The sequence below is a fragment of the Pelomonas margarita genome (assembly GCF_043555875.1).
Taxonomy (GTDB): domain Bacteria; phylum Pseudomonadota; class Gammaproteobacteria; order Burkholderiales; family Burkholderiaceae_C; genus Pelomonas; species Pelomonas margarita.
Genome location: NZ_JBIGHW010000004.1, coordinates 400,950 through 417,767, shown reverse-complemented (window position 1 = coordinate 417,767; position 16,818 = coordinate 400,950). Strand labels below are relative to the sequence as shown.

At 68.8% G+C, this 16,818-nt stretch carries 16 protein-coding genes; 8 read left to right on the top strand and 8 right to left on the bottom strand.

The window, feature by feature from the left end; genetic code table 11:
• Nucleotides 1–130: 130 nt before the first annotated feature.
• From ACG0Z3_RS10440 to ACG0Z3_RS10420, 5 genes are read left to right on the top strand one after another with little or no spacing between them, the layout of a single operon-like run.
• Nucleotides 131–907 carry a crotonase/enoyl-CoA hydratase family protein gene (locus ACG0Z3_RS10440; RefSeq protein ID WP_394397423.1) on the top strand — a complete coding sequence of 259 codons (777 nt, stop codon included), beginning with the start codon at nucleotides 131–133 and terminating at the stop codon, nucleotides 905–907.
• A gap of 8 nt (nucleotides 908–915) precedes the next feature.
• The gene (locus ACG0Z3_RS10435) at nucleotides 916–2,784 is read left to right on the top strand and encodes a feruloyl-CoA synthase (RefSeq protein WP_394397422.1); all 1,869 of its coding nucleotides are present in this window, start codon (nucleotides 916–918) and stop codon (nucleotides 2,782–2,784) included.
• Entirely contained in the window at nucleotides 2,781–3,716 is a 936-nt protein-coding gene (locus ACG0Z3_RS10430; protein WP_394397421.1) for an amidohydrolase family protein, read from the top strand. Before ACG0Z3_RS10435 ends, ACG0Z3_RS10430 begins: the two co-directional genes overlap by 4 nt.
• Nucleotides 3,716–4,435, top strand: a complete 720-nt coding sequence (locus ACG0Z3_RS10425; RefSeq protein WP_394397420.1) for an alpha/beta fold hydrolase — start codon at nucleotides 3,716–3,718, stop codon at nucleotides 4,433–4,435. The genes ACG0Z3_RS10430 and ACG0Z3_RS10425 overlap by 1 nt, the downstream gene beginning before the upstream one ends.
• The gene (locus ACG0Z3_RS10420; protein ID WP_394397419.1) at nucleotides 4,429–4,869 is read left to right on the top strand and encodes a nuclear transport factor 2 family protein; all 441 of its coding nucleotides are present in this window, start codon (nucleotides 4,429–4,431) and stop codon (nucleotides 4,867–4,869) included. Before ACG0Z3_RS10425 ends, ACG0Z3_RS10420 begins: the two co-directional genes overlap by 7 nt.
• A gap of 60 nt (nucleotides 4,870–4,929) precedes the next feature.
• Here ACG0Z3_RS10420 and ACG0Z3_RS10415 read toward each other — a convergent pair whose 3' ends face one another.
• From ACG0Z3_RS10415 to ACG0Z3_RS10390, 6 genes are read right to left on the bottom strand one after another with little or no spacing between them, the layout of a single operon-like run.
• Nucleotides 4,930–5,931, bottom strand: a complete 1,002-nt coding sequence (locus tag ACG0Z3_RS10415; protein ID WP_394397418.1) for an NADP-dependent oxidoreductase — start codon at nucleotides 5,929–5,931, stop codon at nucleotides 4,930–4,932.
• Nucleotides 5,932–5,972: 41 nt separating this feature from the next.
• Nucleotides 5,973–6,959, bottom strand: coding sequence for an acrylyl-CoA reductase (NADPH) (acuI, locus tag ACG0Z3_RS10410; protein ID WP_394397417.1), 987 nt, complete (start codon nucleotides 6,957–6,959; stop codon nucleotides 5,973–5,975).
• A 42-nt stretch (nucleotides 6,960–7,001) separates the two neighbouring features.
• Nucleotides 7,002–8,261, bottom strand: coding sequence for an NADH:flavin oxidoreductase/NADH oxidase family protein (locus ACG0Z3_RS10405; RefSeq protein ID WP_394397416.1), 1,260 nt, complete (start codon nucleotides 8,259–8,261; stop codon nucleotides 7,002–7,004).
• 7 nt (nucleotides 8,262–8,268) lie between these two features.
• Entirely contained in the window at nucleotides 8,269–8,667 is a 399-nt protein-coding gene (locus ACG0Z3_RS10400) for a helicase (protein ID WP_394397415.1), read from the bottom strand.
• A gap of 39 nt (nucleotides 8,668–8,706) precedes the next feature.
• A complete protein-coding gene (locus ACG0Z3_RS10395; RefSeq protein ID WP_394397414.1) occupies nucleotides 8,707–9,552 on the bottom strand; it encodes an alpha/beta fold hydrolase in 846 nt (281 codons plus the stop codon).
• Between the two features lie 14 nt (nucleotides 9,553–9,566).
• Nucleotides 9,567–10,529 (bottom strand): alpha/beta fold hydrolase, encoded by a 963-nt coding sequence (locus tag ACG0Z3_RS10390; protein ID WP_394397413.1) that lies wholly within the window; start codon nucleotides 10,527–10,529, stop codon nucleotides 9,567–9,569.
• Nucleotides 10,530–10,736: 207 nt separating this feature from the next.
• Here ACG0Z3_RS10390 and ACG0Z3_RS10385 point away from each other — a divergent pair, with 207 nt between their 5' ends.
• Complete coding sequence (locus tag ACG0Z3_RS10385) at nucleotides 10,737–11,342, top strand: TetR/AcrR family transcriptional regulator (protein WP_394397412.1); 606 nt, start codon at nucleotides 10,737–10,739, stop codon at nucleotides 11,340–11,342.
• Between the two features lie 88 nt (nucleotides 11,343–11,430).
• Here the strand turns inward: ACG0Z3_RS10385 and ACG0Z3_RS10380 are convergent, their stop codons facing one another.
• Nucleotides 11,431–12,345 carry an AraC family transcriptional regulator gene (locus tag ACG0Z3_RS10380; RefSeq protein WP_394397411.1) on the bottom strand — a complete coding sequence of 305 codons (915 nt, stop codon included), beginning with the start codon at nucleotides 12,343–12,345 and terminating at the stop codon, nucleotides 11,431–11,433.
• Nucleotides 12,346–12,559: 214 nt separating this feature from the next.
• Between ACG0Z3_RS10380 and ACG0Z3_RS10375 the strand changes: the two genes are divergently transcribed.
• Both ACG0Z3_RS10375 and ACG0Z3_RS10370 read left to right on the top strand, forming a co-directional pair.
• Nucleotides 12,560–13,714 (top strand): NADH-dependent flavin oxidoreductase, encoded by a 1,155-nt coding sequence (locus tag ACG0Z3_RS10375; RefSeq protein ID WP_394397410.1) that lies wholly within the window; start codon nucleotides 12,560–12,562, stop codon nucleotides 13,712–13,714.
• Nucleotides 13,715–13,717: 3 nt separating this feature from the next.
• Nucleotides 13,718–14,692, top strand: a complete 975-nt coding sequence (locus ACG0Z3_RS10370) for an NAD(P)-dependent alcohol dehydrogenase (RefSeq protein WP_394397409.1) — start codon at nucleotides 13,718–13,720, stop codon at nucleotides 14,690–14,692.
• A 45-nt stretch (nucleotides 14,693–14,737) separates the two neighbouring features.
• On the opposite strand, the gene ACG0Z3_RS10365 is transcribed toward ACG0Z3_RS10370, so the two are convergent.
• Nucleotides 14,738–16,534 carry a sigma 54-interacting transcriptional regulator gene (locus ACG0Z3_RS10365; RefSeq protein ID WP_394397408.1) on the bottom strand — a complete coding sequence of 599 codons (1,797 nt, stop codon included), beginning with the start codon at nucleotides 16,532–16,534 and terminating at the stop codon, nucleotides 14,738–14,740.
• Between the last annotated feature and the right edge of the window lie 284 nt (nucleotides 16,535–16,818).

The following is a 16,818-nucleotide window of genomic DNA, read 5'->3' as shown; positions in this document are numbered from 1 at the left end:
CCACCGACATCAGGAACTATCTGGTTCTGCCGCGCAGACTCCTAGGGCTGATACCAATGCGCCTCGGCTTGCCGTCGCCATTTCAGTTAGCTAGACTAATAATCATCTGCACAATTCATAACGTAGGCAAATGTCTAATTCCGAACTGGTCACCTGCATCATCGAAGGCCCGATCGCCACCATCACCCTCAACCGCCCGGCCAAGCGCAATGCGCTGAGTCTCGGGATGATCAGCGCCATTGACCGGCACATCGCAGCACTGCCGGAGTCGGTGCACGTCATCGTGCTAGCCGCCAACGGCGAGCATTTCAGCGCCGGGCTTGACCTGAGCGAGCTGGGCGAGATGTCGGCCGCCGAAGGCGTGTTCCATTCGCGCGCCTGGTACGAGGTGTTCGACCGCCTGCAGTTCGGCCGCCGGCCGGTGGTAGCCCTGCTGCATGGCGCGGTGGTGGGCGGCGGGCTGGAACTGGCGGCCTGCGCCCATGTGCGCGTGGCCGAGCACAGCGCCTACTTCGGCCTGCCGGAAGGTCAGCGCGGCATCTTCCTGGGCGGCGGCGGCTCGGTGCGCATCACCAAGCTGATGGGCTTCTCGCGCGTCACCGAGATGATGCTCACCGGTCGAACCTACAACGCCGAGCTGGCGCTGCAGGTGGGCCTGGTGCACCACTGCGTGCCAGACGGCGGAGGCATGGCCAAGGCGCTGGAACTGGCCCAGCGCATCGCCGGCAACGCGCCCATGTCCAACTTCGCCATCATGCACACCTTGCCACTGATTGCCGAGCAGCCCATGTCCCACGGTCTGATGACCGAGTCGCTGGTCGGCGCGATTACACAGTCAGCCCCCGAGGCCAAGGCCCGCATGGCAGACTTTCTGGCCAAGCGCGCGGCCAAGGTCGAGCGCAGCTGAGCCCCGCCATGAGCGCTGCCGCCCCCTACCGCCCCGTGGCCTTCGGGCCCTATGGCGCCGACATCACGCCGCAGCCCGACGGTGGCTACGTGATCCGCGCCCACCAGCCGCTGGCTGCCTACCCGCGCCGCTTCACGGAGCACCTGCTGCACTGGGCCGCCATCGCACCGGACCGCAGTTTCCTGGTCCAGCGCGAACGCGGGGCGCCGGGCACACCCGGCCGCCCCTGGCGCCACCTAAGCTATGCCGACGCCGCTGCACAGGTGAAAGCGCTGGGACAGGCCTTGCTGGACCTGGGCCTGTCAGCCGAGCGCCCGCTGGTCCTGCTGTCGGGCAACGACATCGAGCATGCGTTGCTGACGCTGGCCGCCATGCACGTGGGCGTGCCGGCCGCGCCCATCTCGCCGGCCTACTCGCGGCTGGACCCGCAGGCGGCCAAGGTCGTGCAGGCGGTGGCGCTGCTGCAGCCGGGCCTGGTGTTCGCCGCCGACGCCGAAGCTTACGGGCCGGCGCTGGACAAGGCCGTTCCGCCCGGCACACCGGTGCTGCTGACACACGGCCTGCGACCGGGCGCGCTGCGCGTGCAAGACCTGATGCGCACCGTGGCCACGCCCGCCGTGGACAAGGCCTTCGAGCGCGTGAGCGCCGACACGGTGGCCAAGCTGCTGTTCACCTCCGGCTCCACGCAGGCGCCCAAGGCCGTCATCAACACCCACCGCATGCTGTGCGCCAACCAGCAGATGTACGCGCAGTGCTACCCCTTCCTGGAAGGAGAACCGCCGGTGCTGGTGGACTGGCTGCCCTGGCACCACACGGCGGGCGGCAACTCCAACTTCGGCCTGGTGCTGCGCAACGGCGGCAGCCTCTACATCGACGAGGGCAAGCCCACCGAGGACGGCATGGCCGAGACGGTGCTGAACCTGATGGACGTCTCGCCCACGGCCATCTACACCGTGCCCAAGGGGCTGGAGATGCTGGCCCACCACATGGCGCAAGACCCGGCACTGCGCGACCGCGTGCTGGCCCGGCTGAAGCTCATCTTCGCGGCGGGCGCGGCCATGCCGCAGTCGGTGATCGAGCTGGTGGACCGCCTGGCCACGGAGGCGCTGGGCCAGCGCATCCCCATGACCATGGGCCTGGGCATGACGGAGAGCGGCCCGTTCGCCGTGTCCCACCACCTGCCCGGCTGGCAGCAAGGCATCGTCGGCCTGCCCGCGCCGGGGCTGGACCTCAGGCTAGCGCCGGTGGGCGACAAGCTGGAGCTGCGCTACCGCGGCCCCAGCATCACGCCCGGCTACTGGGGCCAGCCCGAGCTGACGGCGGCGGCCTTCGACGACGACGGCTTCTTCTGCAGCGGCGATGCCGCGCAGTGGATAGACCCCGCCAACCCCGGACGCGGCTTGCGCTTCGACGGCCGCATCGCCGAGGACTTCAAGCTCATCACCGGCACCTGGGCCAACGTCGGCCAGCTGCGCGCCCGCGCGATGGCCGACGCCCTGCCCTATGTGCACGACGTCGTCGTCACCGGCGACGGCCGCGATGCGCTGGGCCTGCTGGTGTTCTTCGCACCGGCAGCGGCCGAGCTGGCGGCGCCCGATACGCCGCATGACCCGGCCGCCTGGGCCGCCGACCCGGCCGTGCGGGCCTGGGCGCAGCGCTGGCTGGACGCGCTGGCCGCCACCGGCACCGGCAGCTCCAACCGCATCACCCGTGCGCTGCTCGTGCCGGCCGCACCCAGCGCCGCGCAGGGCGAGGTGACGGACAAGGGCTCGCTCAACCAGCGCGCCGTGCTGCGCGCGCGGGCCGCGCTGGTGGAACGGCTCTACGCCGAGCCGTCGCCCGCCAACGTGCTGCTGGCCGAAGGCGGCCCACGATGAGCGCCACCAAGCTGCAGGACCTGGTCGCCATCGACATCCACACGCACGCGACCGTCTCCACGCGCAACGCCTTCGACCCGGTCGCCGATGCCTTCGACCAGGCCATGGCCGGCTACTTCAAGGAGAAGATGCCGCGCCTGACCATCGCCGAGACGGCCACCTACTACCGCGAGCGCCGCATGCTGGCGGTCATCTTCTCGGTCGACACCGAACGCGGCACGGGCCAGGTGAGCATCAGCAACGAAGAAGTGGCCGAGGAGGCCGCGCAACACCCCGATGCCCTCATCCCCTTCGCCAGTGTGGACCCGCTGCGCGGCAAGATGGGTGCGCGCGAGGTGCGCCGGCTGGTGGACGACTTCGGCGTGCGCGGCTTCAAGTTCCACCCCTCGGCCCAGGCCTTCTATCCCAACGATCGCGCCTGCTACGAGGTCTACGAGGCCATCGCCGCCACCGGCCTGCCCGCCATCTTCCACAGCGGCCAGACCGGCATCGGCGCCGGCATGCGCGGTGGCGGCGGCATCCGGCTGAAGTACTCCGACCCCATGTTCCTGGACGACGTGGCGGTGGACTTCCCCGACATGCCCATCGTCATCGCGCATCCGTCCTTCCCGTGGCAGGAGAACGCGCTGGCCGTGGCCACGCACAAGCCCAACGTCTGGATCGACCTGTCCGGCTGGTCGCCCAAGTACTTCCCCGACATCCTCATCAAGTACGCCAACGGCCTGCTGAAGAAGAAGATGCTGTTCGGGTCGGACTTCCCCGCGCTGACGCCCGAACGCTGGATGGCCGACGCGGCCCAGGCCGGTCTGCGGTCCGAGGTGATGCCGCTGCTACTGAAGGACAACGCGGTGCGCCTGCTGCGGCTGGACGAGCATCCGGTGTGGGGCCGCTACCAGCGCCTGCAGCCGCCGGCCGGCGGGGAGTGCTGCTGATGGCTGCACCACTGCTGGTGCTGGTGCCCGGCCTGCTGTGCGACGACAGCGTCTGGCAGCCGCAGATCGCTGGCCTGGCTGACCGCGCGCGCTGCTGGGTGGCGCCCAACGACGGCCACGACAGCCTGCCCGCGCTGGCCGCCGAGCTGCTGCGCCAGGCGCCGGCCGAGCGTTTCGCGCTGGCCGGCCATTCGATGGGCGGGCGCATCGCGCTGGAAGTGATGCGCCAGGCGCCCGAGCGCGTCGAACGCCTTGCCTTGCTGGATACCGGCTGGCAGCCACGCGCCGGCGGCGAAGCGGGCGAGGCCGAGCGCCGCCAGCGCCTGGCCTTGCTGGCCGTGGCGCGCGAGTCGGGCATGGCCGGAGTCGCGCTACGCTGGCTGCCCGGCATGGTCAGGCCCGCCGCGCACGGCACGGCGGTCTACGCGCAGATGCAGGCCATGGTGGAACGGCGCACGCCCACGCAGTTCGCCGCCCAGGTACAGGCCCTGCTGGACCGCCCCGATGCCTCTGATGTGCTGGCCCGCATCGCCTGCCCGACGCTGGTGCTGTGCGGCGAGCAAGACCAATGGAGCCCGCCCGACCGCCACACCGCGATGGCCGCGCTGATCCACCGCTCGCGGCTGGTGCTGGTGCCCGACTGCAGCCATATGAGCACGCTGGAGCAGCCGGCGGCCGTCACCGCCGCGCTGGCCGACTGGCTGACCGCGCCATGCTGATCGACGAGATCACGCTGCTCAGCGCCGAGGCCGGCTGCCGGCGCATCGTGCTGCTTAGCGCGCATTGCATAGATGCCGGTGACCACGCCGGCCTGGCGGCGCTGTTCACGCCGGATGGCGCGCTGCACCGGCCCTCGGGTGAGCCGGCGCAAGGCCGGGGCGCCATCACGGCGGCCTACCAGGCCCGTCCACCGGAGCGGCTGACGAGGCATCTGGTGGTGTCCACGCTGGTGGAGGTGACGGCGCCCGACCAGGCCAGCGCCGTCAGCCGCGTGCTGCTGTGGGTGGGCGACGACCGGGACGCCCCCGGCCCGCAGGGACGCCCACGCCGGGGCGCGCCGCTGCTCGGCAAGTTCGCCGACCGCCTGCGCCGCCAGCCGGATGGCAGTTGGCTGATCGAGCGGCGGGAGGCGAGCTTCGAGCTGCACGGCTGAGCCCGGCAGGCACGCGGGCTCCGCGCGTCAAAGCATCTTCAAGCAACAGCGCAAGGCCGGTCACCTGATCTTGACGACGACCTTGCCCTTGGCGCGGCCGAGGGCCAGGTACTCCAGCGCCTGCTTGGCCTGGTCGAACGGGAACACCTTGTCGATGACCGGCCGGATGCGCTCGGTCTTGAGCAGCTCGGCGATTTGCGCGAGCTGCTGGCCGTCGGGGCGCACGAAGAGAAAGGAGTAGTCCACGTTCTTCTTGCCGGCGAGCTTGCGGATCTTGCGGCTCATCAGGCCGAACACGAACTTCAGGAAGAAGTTCAGACCCCGCTGTTCCGCGAAACGCGGGTCCAGCGGCCCGACCAGCGAGACGATGCTGCTGCCCGGCTTCAGGATGCCCACGGACTTCTCGATGGCATCGCCCTGGACCGAGCCCAGCATCGCGTCGTAGCCGCTCAGGATCTTCTCGAAGTCCTGCGTCTTGTAGTCGATGATCTCGTCGGCACCGAGGCCGCGAACGAGCTCGACGCTGCCGGCGCTGACGGTCGTGGCCACCTTGAAGCCCAACTGATGAGCCAGCTGGATGGCAAACGTGCCGATGCCGCCGGAGCCCGCCGGGATGAACACCTTCTGACCGCGCTTCAGCTTGGCGCGCTCCGTCAGCGCCTGCCAGGACGTGAGTGCGACCATGGGGACGGCTGCGGCCTGCACGAAGTCCAGGTTGGGCGGCTTCAGCGCGGCGGCGCTTTCCGGCACCGCGGCGAACTCCGCCAGCGACCCCCTGCCCATATCGAAGATGCTGGCGAAGACCTCGTCACCCGGCTTGAAGCGGGTGACGCGGCTGCCGACGTCGACCACCACACCAGCGAGGTCGCTGCCCAGCACGGCCGGCAGCTTGAAATGCAGGACCGGCTTGAAGGTGCCGGGCGGCACCATGTTGTCGATGGGGTTCACGGCCGCAGCGTGCACCTGCACCAGCAATTCGTCGGGCTGCAGCGTCGGGCGGTCGATGTCAGCCAGGCCGATGTCGGGCGACTTGCCGTAGCGCTTGAAGGTTAGTGCTTTCATGTTCTTCCTTGTTGCTGGCAGAGCCAGGGGTGAGCTGTGAATCAGCGGTTGACGTCGACGACCATGCGGCCGCGGACCTGGCCTTGGAGCACCCGGTTGGCCACGCCCGGCACCTCGACCAGCGCAATGACGCTCGTGGCACTGGCGAGTTTGTCCAGGTCCAGGTCGGTCGCCAGGCGAACCCAGGCCTGCAGTCGAACCTGCTGCGGCGCGTGGACGGAGTCGATGCCCGCAAGCGTCACACTGCGCAGGATGAAGGGCAGGACGGAGCAGGGCAGGTCCGCCCCTTGCGCCAGCCCGAAGGCCGCCACCGCGCCCCCGTAGCGGGTCTGCGCGAGCACATTGGCCAGTGTGTGGCTGCCCACCGAGTCGATGGCGCCGGCCCAACGCTCCCTACCGATAGCAGCACCCGGTTCGGAGAGCGTGCGGCGGTCGATGACTTCGGCCGCGCCCAGCTGGCGCAGGTAGTCGGTCTCTTCGAGCCGACCGGTCGAGGCGACCACCCGGTAGCCCAGCCCGGACAGCAGCGCGATGGCGATGGAGCCGGCGCCGCCGCCCGCGCCGGTCACCAGCACGTCGCCCGAGTCGGGCGTGAGCTTTGCATGCTCCAGCGCCAGCACGGACAGCATGGCCGTATAGCCCGCCGTGCCGATGGCCATGGCATCGCGGGTGGAGAGCCCGTCGGACAGCTTGACCAGCCAGTCACCGCGGACGCGCGCCTGCTGCGCGAAGCCGCCGTGGTGGGTCTGGCTCAGCCCCCAGCCGTTGGCGACGACACGGTCGCCCGCCGCAACCCCCGCATGGGCCGACGCCAGCACCGTGCCGGCGAAGTCGATGCCCGGAATCAGCGGGTACTGGCGGATCACGGGCGCGCGGTCGGTGACGGCCAGCGCATCCTTGTAGTTGACCGTCGAGTAGTCGATGGCCACGGTCACGTCGCCGTGCATCAGGTCGGCCTCGTCGAAGTCGACCACGGCGGTCGAGACCTGGTCGTCCCGCTTGCTGGCCAGCAAAGCCTTGAAAGTCATGTCTCGTTCTCCTTGTCGTTCAAAGCCTGGCGCCAGACGGCGTCAACGTCCAGGGGCGCGGGCGCGCAGGCGCCGCGTGCGGAAGGTGCCCCAACCACTGCCCAACGCCGACTTCAGGAACGCGGCCAGCGCGCTCTCACGCGGACGTGGCGCCTCGCCCCGGGCCATGCGCCCGAGTTGCCGCGTGTACCAGAGCACTTCCATGATGCCCAGGCGGTCCACGAGCTTCAGCCCGGTGCTGATGGGGCGGACCTGCTGCGCGCTGTCGCGCCCCTGCAGCAGCGCGGCGGGCGCGTCGGGGTCGATGGCCAGCAAGCGGGCCACGCCCACCACATCCAGCGCGCCGGTGCGCAGCGCGGCGTTCATGCCGGCCGCTGTGCGAAAGCCGCCGGTCACCATCAGCGGCACCTGGGTCGTGGCGCGGGCCTTTTCGGCGAAGTCGAGGAAGTAGGCTTCACGCGCTGCGGTGGAGGTCGGCTTTGGCGCGTGCATCGCGCCGTTCATGGCGGGCGCCTCGTAGGTGCCGCCCGAGATTTCGATCAGATCTATGCCCGCCTCGGCCAGCGCGCGGATGGTCGCCAGCGACTCCTCCTCGGTGAAGCCGCCGCGCTGGAAGTCTGCCGAATTGAGCTTGATGGCCACCGCGAAGTCCGGGCCGACCTGGCGGCGGATCTCGGCGTAGACGGCCAGCACGAAGCGCCGGCGCTTCTCGGCCGTGCCACCCCACTCGTCGTCGCGGCGGTTGTGGTGCGGCGACAGGAACTGGTTGACCAGGTAGCCGCGCGCGGCATGGATCTGCACGCCGCCGAAGCCCGCCTTCTTGCACACCGCCGCACTGCGGCCGAAGCGCTCGATGATGTCCTGGATCTCGGCCCCGGTGGCCTCGCGCGGCGTCTCGAAGAAGGCCGCCATGTCCTCGCGGAACGGCACGGCCGAGGGCGCGATGTTGTAGGCATTCAGGCCGCGCGTGGACTGCTTGCCTGGATGGTTGAGCTGCGCCCACAAGGCCGAGCCCTGGGCGGTGACCGCCTGCGCCCATCGCTTCAGCATCGGCAGGTCGGACTCGTCCTCGACGACCACGTTGCCGGGCTCGCCGAGCGCACGGCGGTCCACCATGATGTTGCCGGTGACGATGAGGCCCAGGCCCGAGGTGCCCCAACGGCGGTACAGGCACACGAGAGCCTCGGTCGGCCGGTTGTCGTAGGTACCCAGCGTCTCGCTCATCGCGGCCTTGGCGAGGCGGTTGCGCAGCACCGTGCCTGTGCGCAGGCGCAGGGGCTGGTTCAGCAGGTTGACTTGCATGGGCGGCTCAGAAAGCGGTGCGGTCATAGGGCGGGACGACCTTGGGCGGCTGCAGAAACTGGGCCAGGCCCTGGAACCACATCACCTCCTGGAAGTCGCCGCTGATGGTCAGGTCCTGGCTGCCCAGCCCGCGCAGGAAGGCGGCCTGGCTGTCCTTGGCAGACAGGATCTCGAACCCCTTGGCGCCGTCGCAGAAGCTGAGCGTGAACTGCGGGTTAGGGGCGAGACCGGCTGCAGATCGGATGGCGCCGCCCTCGGCCACGAAGTAGCGGCCCGCGCCCGACACGGTGCGGATCTGGAACACCAGGCGCTTCTTAGCGACATAGCGCGCGCAATCGGCGTCGCTGCGCACCTTGCGCTTCAGCGTCAGGGCGAACGCCCACAACAGGAACTTGAACTTCAACATGGGGCGACCCTCAAGGATTTGCGAAGCGAGGCGGCGACGTCACTCACCGAGGAACTGGACGACGTGGCGCAGGAAGCGCTGCGGGCACTGGAACTGCGCGGCGTGGCCGGCGTCGGGATAGACGAACAGCTGCGCGTTCGGCAGGTTGCGCGTCATGTAGAACGAGTTGATCGTCGCGACCATCACGTCGTTCACGCCGTTGAGGATGAACGTGGGCTGCTGGATGCCACGCAGATAGGCGAAGGGGTCGCCCTCCGTCACTCGGGGCAGGTAGTGCATATTGGCCTCGATCTGCGCCTTGGCGACCTCGGGCGAAGACGGCGGGTCCTGGTCGACGCGCTGGTGGCGGCGCTCCCAGAAGTCCCGCGCCGCCTGCTCGGCCTGCTGCGAGTTGCCAAAGAACAGGTACAGAAAGTCCGCGAAGTCGGGCACCGGGTTGACGGCCGTCTCCAGCACGCGCGACGCCATCTCCGGGTTGCCGCCGCGCGGGCCGGTGCCCAGCAGCATCAGCTTGCGCACCAGCGTCGGGTGGCGCCAGGTCAGGTCCAGCGCCTGGAAGCCGCCGAGCGAGAAGCCCAGCAAGTCGATCTGCGCCAGGCCCAGTGCGCGGACGAAGGCCGCCGCGTCGTCGGCCATGTCCTCGATGCGGGTGCGCGGCGTGCCCTCGGAGGACGCCACGCCACGGCCGTTGAAGAGGATCACCTCCCGGCCTTCGGCCAGGCCGTCGGTCATCAGCGGGTCCCAGTGGTCCATGCCGCCGCGAAAGTGCTGCAGCATCAGCAGCGGCGGCTGGCCTGCGGCCGCGTTGCCCCAGCGCCGGTACGCGAACCGCGTGCCGCCGACGCTCAGGAACTGGGTAGGCGCGGTGAGGTGGGTGTGTGTCATGGCTGCCTCTTGGCTCACTTGGCGAGGAAGGCCAGCGCCTTGGCCACAAAGTTCTCGTGGTACTGGAAGATGCCGCCGTGCCCGGCGTCGGGGTAGATCACCAGTTGCGCATTCGGCAGGCGCCTGGCCAGGTCATGCGAGTTGCTGGTGGGCACCATGCGGTCGTCATCGCCGTTGGCCACGAGCACCGGCTGCTTGATCACCGACAGATCGGCGGGCCGCTTCTCCCCCCAAGCTTTCAGCGCCTGGAGCTGCGACACATAGGCCCAGATGGCGATGTCGGCGTCGCGGTTGGCGCCGCGCTCCTGCAGGCGCTGCAGGAAGGCCTTGCCGGCGTCGATGCCCTTCGGCGTGCGCGTGAAGAACAGGTACTGCTTGGGGTCCTGGCCGGTCAGTGTGGCGCGGAGCAGGTCGTAGTTCGCCACGCCAGCCACCGTGCTGATGCCCGTGCCGCCCGCAGGGCCCGTGCCCGCCAGGATCAGCTTGCGAACGAGCTGTGGCTCCTTCAGCACGATCTCCTGCGAAATCATGCCGCCCATCGAGAAGCCGAACAGGTCGACCTGCTTGAGGCCCTTGGCCTTGATGAAGGCGATGGCGTCGTCGGCCATCTGCTCGATGGTGTTGACCGGGCTGCCGGTGGAGGCGCCGACGCCGCGGCTGTCGAACGCGATCACATGGTGCTTGGCGGCGAGCCCGTCGACGATGCGCGGGTCCCAGTTGTCCAGCACGGCAGCCAGGTGGGCCAGCAGCAGCACAGGCGTGCCGCCGTTGTGCTGCCCGAGCTCGCGGTAGGAGAAGCTCACGTCGCCAGTCGAGACGCTTTGTGTCGGCACGTCCTTCCAGGTCAGCAGTTGCTGTTGAGCGACCGGCGCCGTGCCGGCGGCTGGCGTGGCTCCGCCCGCCACGGCGCTGAAAGCAAGCAGCACTGCAGCAAGCGCCACGGCGTGGGACGTGGACTTCATGAGGGGGGTGGACATGACGGGATTCCAGCGTTGGGAGGACAAGGGCCGGTCAGGTCGAATGCAAAGGGTTCGGAGATCGTGTTCTCCCCCCCCCCGCTTCATCATCCTGCGATGCGCCCAGAGGCTCAATGATTATGCTCATAATCCAAAACGTCAAGCATTTTGATGATGGACGGCATCAATATAAGATGCAGCCGGTAGAAGTACTCCGGTAGACGATCGATGAAAGTCACCAAAGCGCAGGCCCAGGCCAATCGGACACATGTCGTCCAGACGGCGTCCCAGCTATTTCGAGAACGCGGCTACGACGGCGTCGGCGTGGCCGACCTGATGGCGGCCGCCGGCTTCACGCATGGCGGCTTCTACAAGCAGTTCGGCTCCAAGACCGACCTGATCGCCGAAGCGACGGCCTGCGGCCTGGCCCAGACCGTCGCGCTGACGGGCGACGGCGTGGCGCCGGCGGAGTTCGTCCGCCAGTACCTGTCCCGCGAGCACCGGGACGGGCGCGGAACCGGCTGCACCATGGCGGCCCTCGGCAGCGACGCGGCCCGCCAGCCGGATTCCGTGCGAGCCGCATTTGCGGACGGCATCGAGAGCCTGGTGGCCGCCTTGAGTCGCGGCGCTGACGCGGCTGCCACTCCCGCAGCGCGCGCCGAAACGCTGGACATGCTCTCGCATGCCGTAGGCGCCCTCATCCTGTCGCGCGCCTGCCCCGACGACGCGCCGCTCGCGGATGAGTTCTTGGCAGCCACGCGCGACGCGCTCATCGCCGCGCTGGGCATGCCTCGCTCAGCGGAGACAGCGGCGGCCGCGGTGAAGCAAAACTAGCAGCGCCACCCCAGCGACCCGCAGGCCGCTCCTCCGGCGCCCCCCCCCCCCCGCATGACGAAGCAGCCGACGCGTTGTTGACGGAGGGCTATCCGCGCCTCGCGCCAGTGGCTTCCCGCAGCCTTTTGACGTCGCGGTTGGGCGGCTCGCCGAAGAATCGGCGGTACTCCCGGCTGAACTGGGAGGCGCTCTCGTAGCCGACGCGAATCGCGGCACTGCCGGCATCCAGGCTTTCATTGAGCATCAGTTGCCGTGCGTCCAACAGGCGGAGGTTCTTGATGTACTGCAAGGGACTCATGCCGACGACGGCACGGAAATGCTGGCGGAACGTCGACGGGCTCATGTGAGCCGAGGCCGCCAGATCGTCCATGGCCAGATCCTGCATGTAATGCTGCTTGAGCCATGTGACGACCTTGGCAATCTGCTGGCTCGGTGAGCCCGCCGCAACGAGGCGGCGCAAGCTGGGGCCATGCCCACCGCTGAGCAGGCGGATGACGATTTCCTGCTCGATCAGCGGCGCAAGCGGTGAGACCAGCGAAGGCTCGTCAAACAGCCGGAGCAGCCGGACCAACGCATCGCACAAGCCCTCATCCAGCGGCACCTGCGACATCCCCCGAGTTGCCGACACCTGCAGCGGCGCCGCGAACGCCATTTGCGCAGCCTGCTGTGCGATGACGCGGGCATCGAGTTCCAGCAACATCCCGAGAAAGGGCTCGGCGCGGCTGGCGCGGGTGATGTATGCCACGACAGGCATGTCCACCGTCGTGATCAAGGTCTGCCCCGCCGCATAGTCGAAGACCTCCTCGCCCCACATGATCCGCTTGGCACCCTGGACGATCAGAACCATGCCCAGCCCGTAGATGCAGGGCATGGGGTCGGTCGTGGAACTGCAGCGGCGCAGCTTCAGCGCGCGAATGGCCGTGTCGTAGTCTCCGTCGGTTTGTGCAATCCTTCCAACGAGACCAGCGAGTTCGAAGGCCTTGCCCCCTTCGTAGGCAAACATTTGACGCCCCCAATTTTCTTGGGCGAATCGCCCTGCCCTGCGGGCCTCAAGCCTAGCATCACCCGAGCCAACCCAATGCCGCCTCCGATAGACATTCATCGAATCAGGCAATAAGGACGACGGTTTCGGCAAGCACCCATCAGGGCTTCAGGACGACACTTTCCGGCATCGGATCGCACCCCGACGGGTGCCGTTTTCACCCCCGGAGATTCCCATGAGCCCCGTCCATCCACGGCTGTTTCAGCCTTTCACTTTCAAGAGCGGCGTGACCTTGCGCAATCGCGCCGTGATGGCGCCGATGACGACCTGGTCGGCAAACCCCGATGCCACCGTCTCGGACCAGGAGCTGGCGTACTACCGTGCCCGCGTGCAGGGCGTTGGCATGGTGGTGACGGGCTGCTCGCATGTGACGTCGGACGGCATCGGCTTCACCGACGAATTCGCCAGTCATGACGACCGTTTCATTCCCAGCCTGCGTCGCCTCGCCGAGGCGGCGAAGAGCGGCGGTGCGTTGGCGGTGATGCAGATCTTCCACGCCGGCAACAAAGCCTTGCCGCACCTGGTGCCCGACGGCCGGGTCGTCAGCGCGAGTTCGCTGAAGGCGCCCCCCAGCCCCTTCAACAACGCCGAAGTGACCAGCCACGCACTGAGCGAAGGCGAGATCGAAGCCATCGTCCAGGCCTTCGGCGACGCCACCCGGCGCGCCATCGAGGCGGGGTTCGACGGCATCGAACTGCATGGCGCCCACGGCCTCCTGATCCAGAACTTCTTCTCGCCCATGTTCAACCAGCGCGAGGATGGCTGGGGCGGCTCGCTTGACAAGCGCATGCGCTTCGCGCTCACCGTGGTGCGCGAAGCCCGGCGCGTCATCGCCGAGCACGCCGAGCGCCCCTTCCTGCTCGGCTACCGCATCTCGCCGGAAGAGGCGGGCGAGGGTTCGCTGCGCATTGCCGACAGCTATGCGCTCATCGACCAGCTGATCGAAGCAGGCATCGACTACCTCCACGCCTCGCTGTTCGACATCCCCAATGCCAGACCGACGGATCATGCCGGCGAGCAGACCACCGCCGAACTCCTCGTGGCGCATGTCGCTCATCGCATCCCGCTGATCGCAGCAGGCCTTGTGCGGACACCGGATGACGCCGAGAACGCCCTGGCCACGGGCCTGTCGCTGGTCGCCATAGGCCAGGGCCTGGTGATGAACCCGCAATGGGTGGAACTCGCAACTGCCGGTCAGGCAGCGACCATTGCCACGGCACTCGACGCCGAGCGCGTGCCGCAACTGGCCATCCCGGACAAGCTGTGGGGTGTCATCCAGGCGGCGCGCGGCTGGTTCCCGATGGTCGAACCCACCGCGCCGACGGCTTGAGACATGCCGACTTCGCAACAGGAAAACAACGTGCATCCATCTGCCCTGAAGCGCATCCAGTACGACCAATACGGCGGCCCGGAGCTGATGCGGCTCGAAGACTTTGCCTTGGCAACACCGGGCAAGGGCGAGGTCGCCGTGAGGGTGAAATTCGCAGCCATCAACCCGGTCGACTGGAAGCTGCGCAACGGCTATCTCAAGTTCGTCACCGGCAAGGCCTTCCCCCGTGCCATGGGCAGTGACTTCTCGGGGACGGTCGTGTCAGTCGGCCCGGGCGTGACGCGCTTCAAGCCGGGTGATGCGGTGTTCGGCCTGGCACGGATCAAGGAAAGCGGCGCATTCGGCCATGCCGTGGTGACAAACGAAGGCTTCCTGGCCAGGCAGCCCGAGAACATTTCCTTCGAAGAAGCGGCGTGCCTCGGAACGCCAGGAGTTACCGCCTGGAACGGCCTGCAGGGCAAGGCGAAGCTGACCGCAGGCAAGCGCGTGTTCGTCAACGGCTGCACGGGCGCGGTGGGAGAGGCCACGGTGCAGTTGGCGCGGATGCTCGGCGCCACGGTCGCGGGCAGTTGCAGTGCCGGCGCCATGGCGAGAGCGCGATCGCTCGGCGTTGACGCTGTCTACGACTACCGGACGACCGACTTCTCCAAGCTCGACCAACGCTTTGACGTGGTCTACGACACGGCGGGCACGATGACGACCCAGACGGGCCTCGGCCTGCTGGCCCCGGGCGGCGTGTTCCTGGACATCGACCCGACACCTGGCAAGTTCATCCGCTCCATCTTCAACCGCCGCCTGAAGCCTATCGTCTGCACGCCCCGGGCTGATGTTCTGGACGGCCTGGCGCGCGCAGCCGGCGCCGGCAAGCTGAGGCTTCCAGTGGCAGAGATCGTTCCGCTGGCCGAGGCAATTGCGCTGATCACGAGCCTCGAAGGGGGCAGATCACTGGGCGGCAAGGGGCTCATCGCGATGGGTTGAGGCCGCCATCCAAGGCGGCCTGCACCATCGAAACAAGGCAGGCCATCACCCCCCCGCATGCCGCTCCAACCGATACGCCAGTTGCGCCCGGCTCAAGCCCAGCGCGCGGGCGGCGGCCGACAGGTTGCCGTCGTGCGCCTGCACGGCCTCGGCCAGCAGCCGGGCTTCCAACGCCGGCAGGTCCAGCGCGGCAGCTCCCAGCGTGCTCTGCAGGTGCTGCAACAGGTTGTCCACACCGGGGTCGGCCTCGCGGGCCAGCTCGCCGTCGGATGACACCGCCAGCACGGCTTGTCGCGCCAGCGGCTCGCCGCGGAACATGTGGTGCACGTCGATGGCCATGCCGTCCTCGACGTTGATGACGGCGCGCTCGATGAGGTTGAGCAGCTCGCGGATATTGCCCGGCCAGTCGTAATGCAGCGCCGCCCGCACCGCCCGCGCCGTGAAGCCGCGCACCTCGCGGCCGTGGCGCTGGGACTCGCGGCGCAGGAAGTAGCTCATCAGCAGCGGGATGTCCTCGCGCCGCTCGCGCAGCGGCGGCAGGTGCAGCGGGAAGACGTTGAGGCGGTAGAACAAGTCGGCGCGGAAGCGCCCCGCCTGCACCTCGGCGCGCAGGTCCACATTGGTGGCGGCCGCCACGCGCACGTCGACCTGGATGAGGCGTGAGCCGCCCACCCGTTCCAGCTCGCCCTCCTGCAACACGCGCAGCAGCTTGGCCTGGGCTACCGGGCTGAGCGCGCCCACTTCGTCGAGGAACAGCGTGCCGCCATGCGCGCGCTCGAAGCGGCCCTCGCGCGACGCATGCGCGCCGGTGTAGGCGCCCTTCTCCACGCCAAACAGCTCGGACTCCAGCAGCCCTTCCGGCATGGCCGCGCAGTTCAGCGCGATGAAGGGTTTGTCGGCGCGCGAGCTGATGCGGTGCAGCCGCCGCGCGAAGGCCTCCTTGCCGACGCCCGACTCGCCCGAGAACAACACGGTGGCCGAGGTGCGCGCCACGCGGTCCAGCAGGTGGCAGGCGGACACGAAGGCGGGCGACGCGCCGACCACCTCGTGCCGGTCCTGCGTGGCCGTGGCGGCCGGGCCCAGGGCCGGCGTCGTGGCCATGGCCTGCGGCTCCGCGCCGGGCGCCATCGCGCGGAAATCGTGCGCCTCCAGGTAGCGCAGGTCCTCGCTGATGTCGCCCCAGGCCGCCGCATGCCGGCCGATGACGCGGCACACCGACGCGCCCATGGCGCGGCAGTCCACCTCGCGGAAGATGACCTGCTGGCCGAACAGCGTCGTCACGTAGCCGGTGGCATAACCCACCTGCGACCAGCAGGCCGCGTCGGCGCCGATGCCGTAGGCGCTGATGTGCTCGTCGTCCTCGCTGGAATGCTCCCAGAGGAATTCGCCGTCGTAGGTGCCGCGGTCGATGTCGAACGAGAAGCTCACCGGCGTCACCTTGACCACCCCCTCCAGCGCATGCAGCCGCGCGCCCGCCATGAACACCGCCGCCGCATCGCCATCTGGCCAGCGCTGGCGCACCAACTGCGCATCGCGCGCGCCGCTCACGTAGCCGGCCCGGGTCAGCAGCCCGCGCGCTCGCGCCAGGCCCAGCGTGTCGATCAACTCGCGCCGCAGGTGGCCCATGGCTGCGCTGTGAACCAGCAGCATGCGCTGGTCGTTCAGCCAGATGCGGCCATCGCCGGGTGAGAAGAACAGCGCCTCCGTCAGCTGCGCCAGCGTCGGCGCGCTGCCGTCGCTGGCCCAGTTGAAGTGGTCGCTGTCGCCTTTGCGCAGCATGGCATCGGTCTGGCGGGACAGCTCGGCCAACGAGATCTTCGAGGGGGCGTTCAGCGTTTTCATGATTTCGTCAAACCGGGTGGCGGGAGTCTGCTCCAGTCTTGCGGATTTGCGCGATTGGCAGCCGCAGGAATGCCCTGAGTGGCCCTGTCGCGCCCTGCGGTTGCACGCCCCGGGTAAGTCCCAGGAAGTGCCCAGTCCTCCCAGAGCGCGGGCGCCCGTGCCCACCCCGCCGGCGCGCCGCGCGGTGGCCCTGGCATGGCAGTTGCGCAAGCACGGCGGCGTGAGGGCCATGCCCGCCGGGCCGGATCAGCGTTTGTACTGATTCCCGAAGTCACCTCACCAGG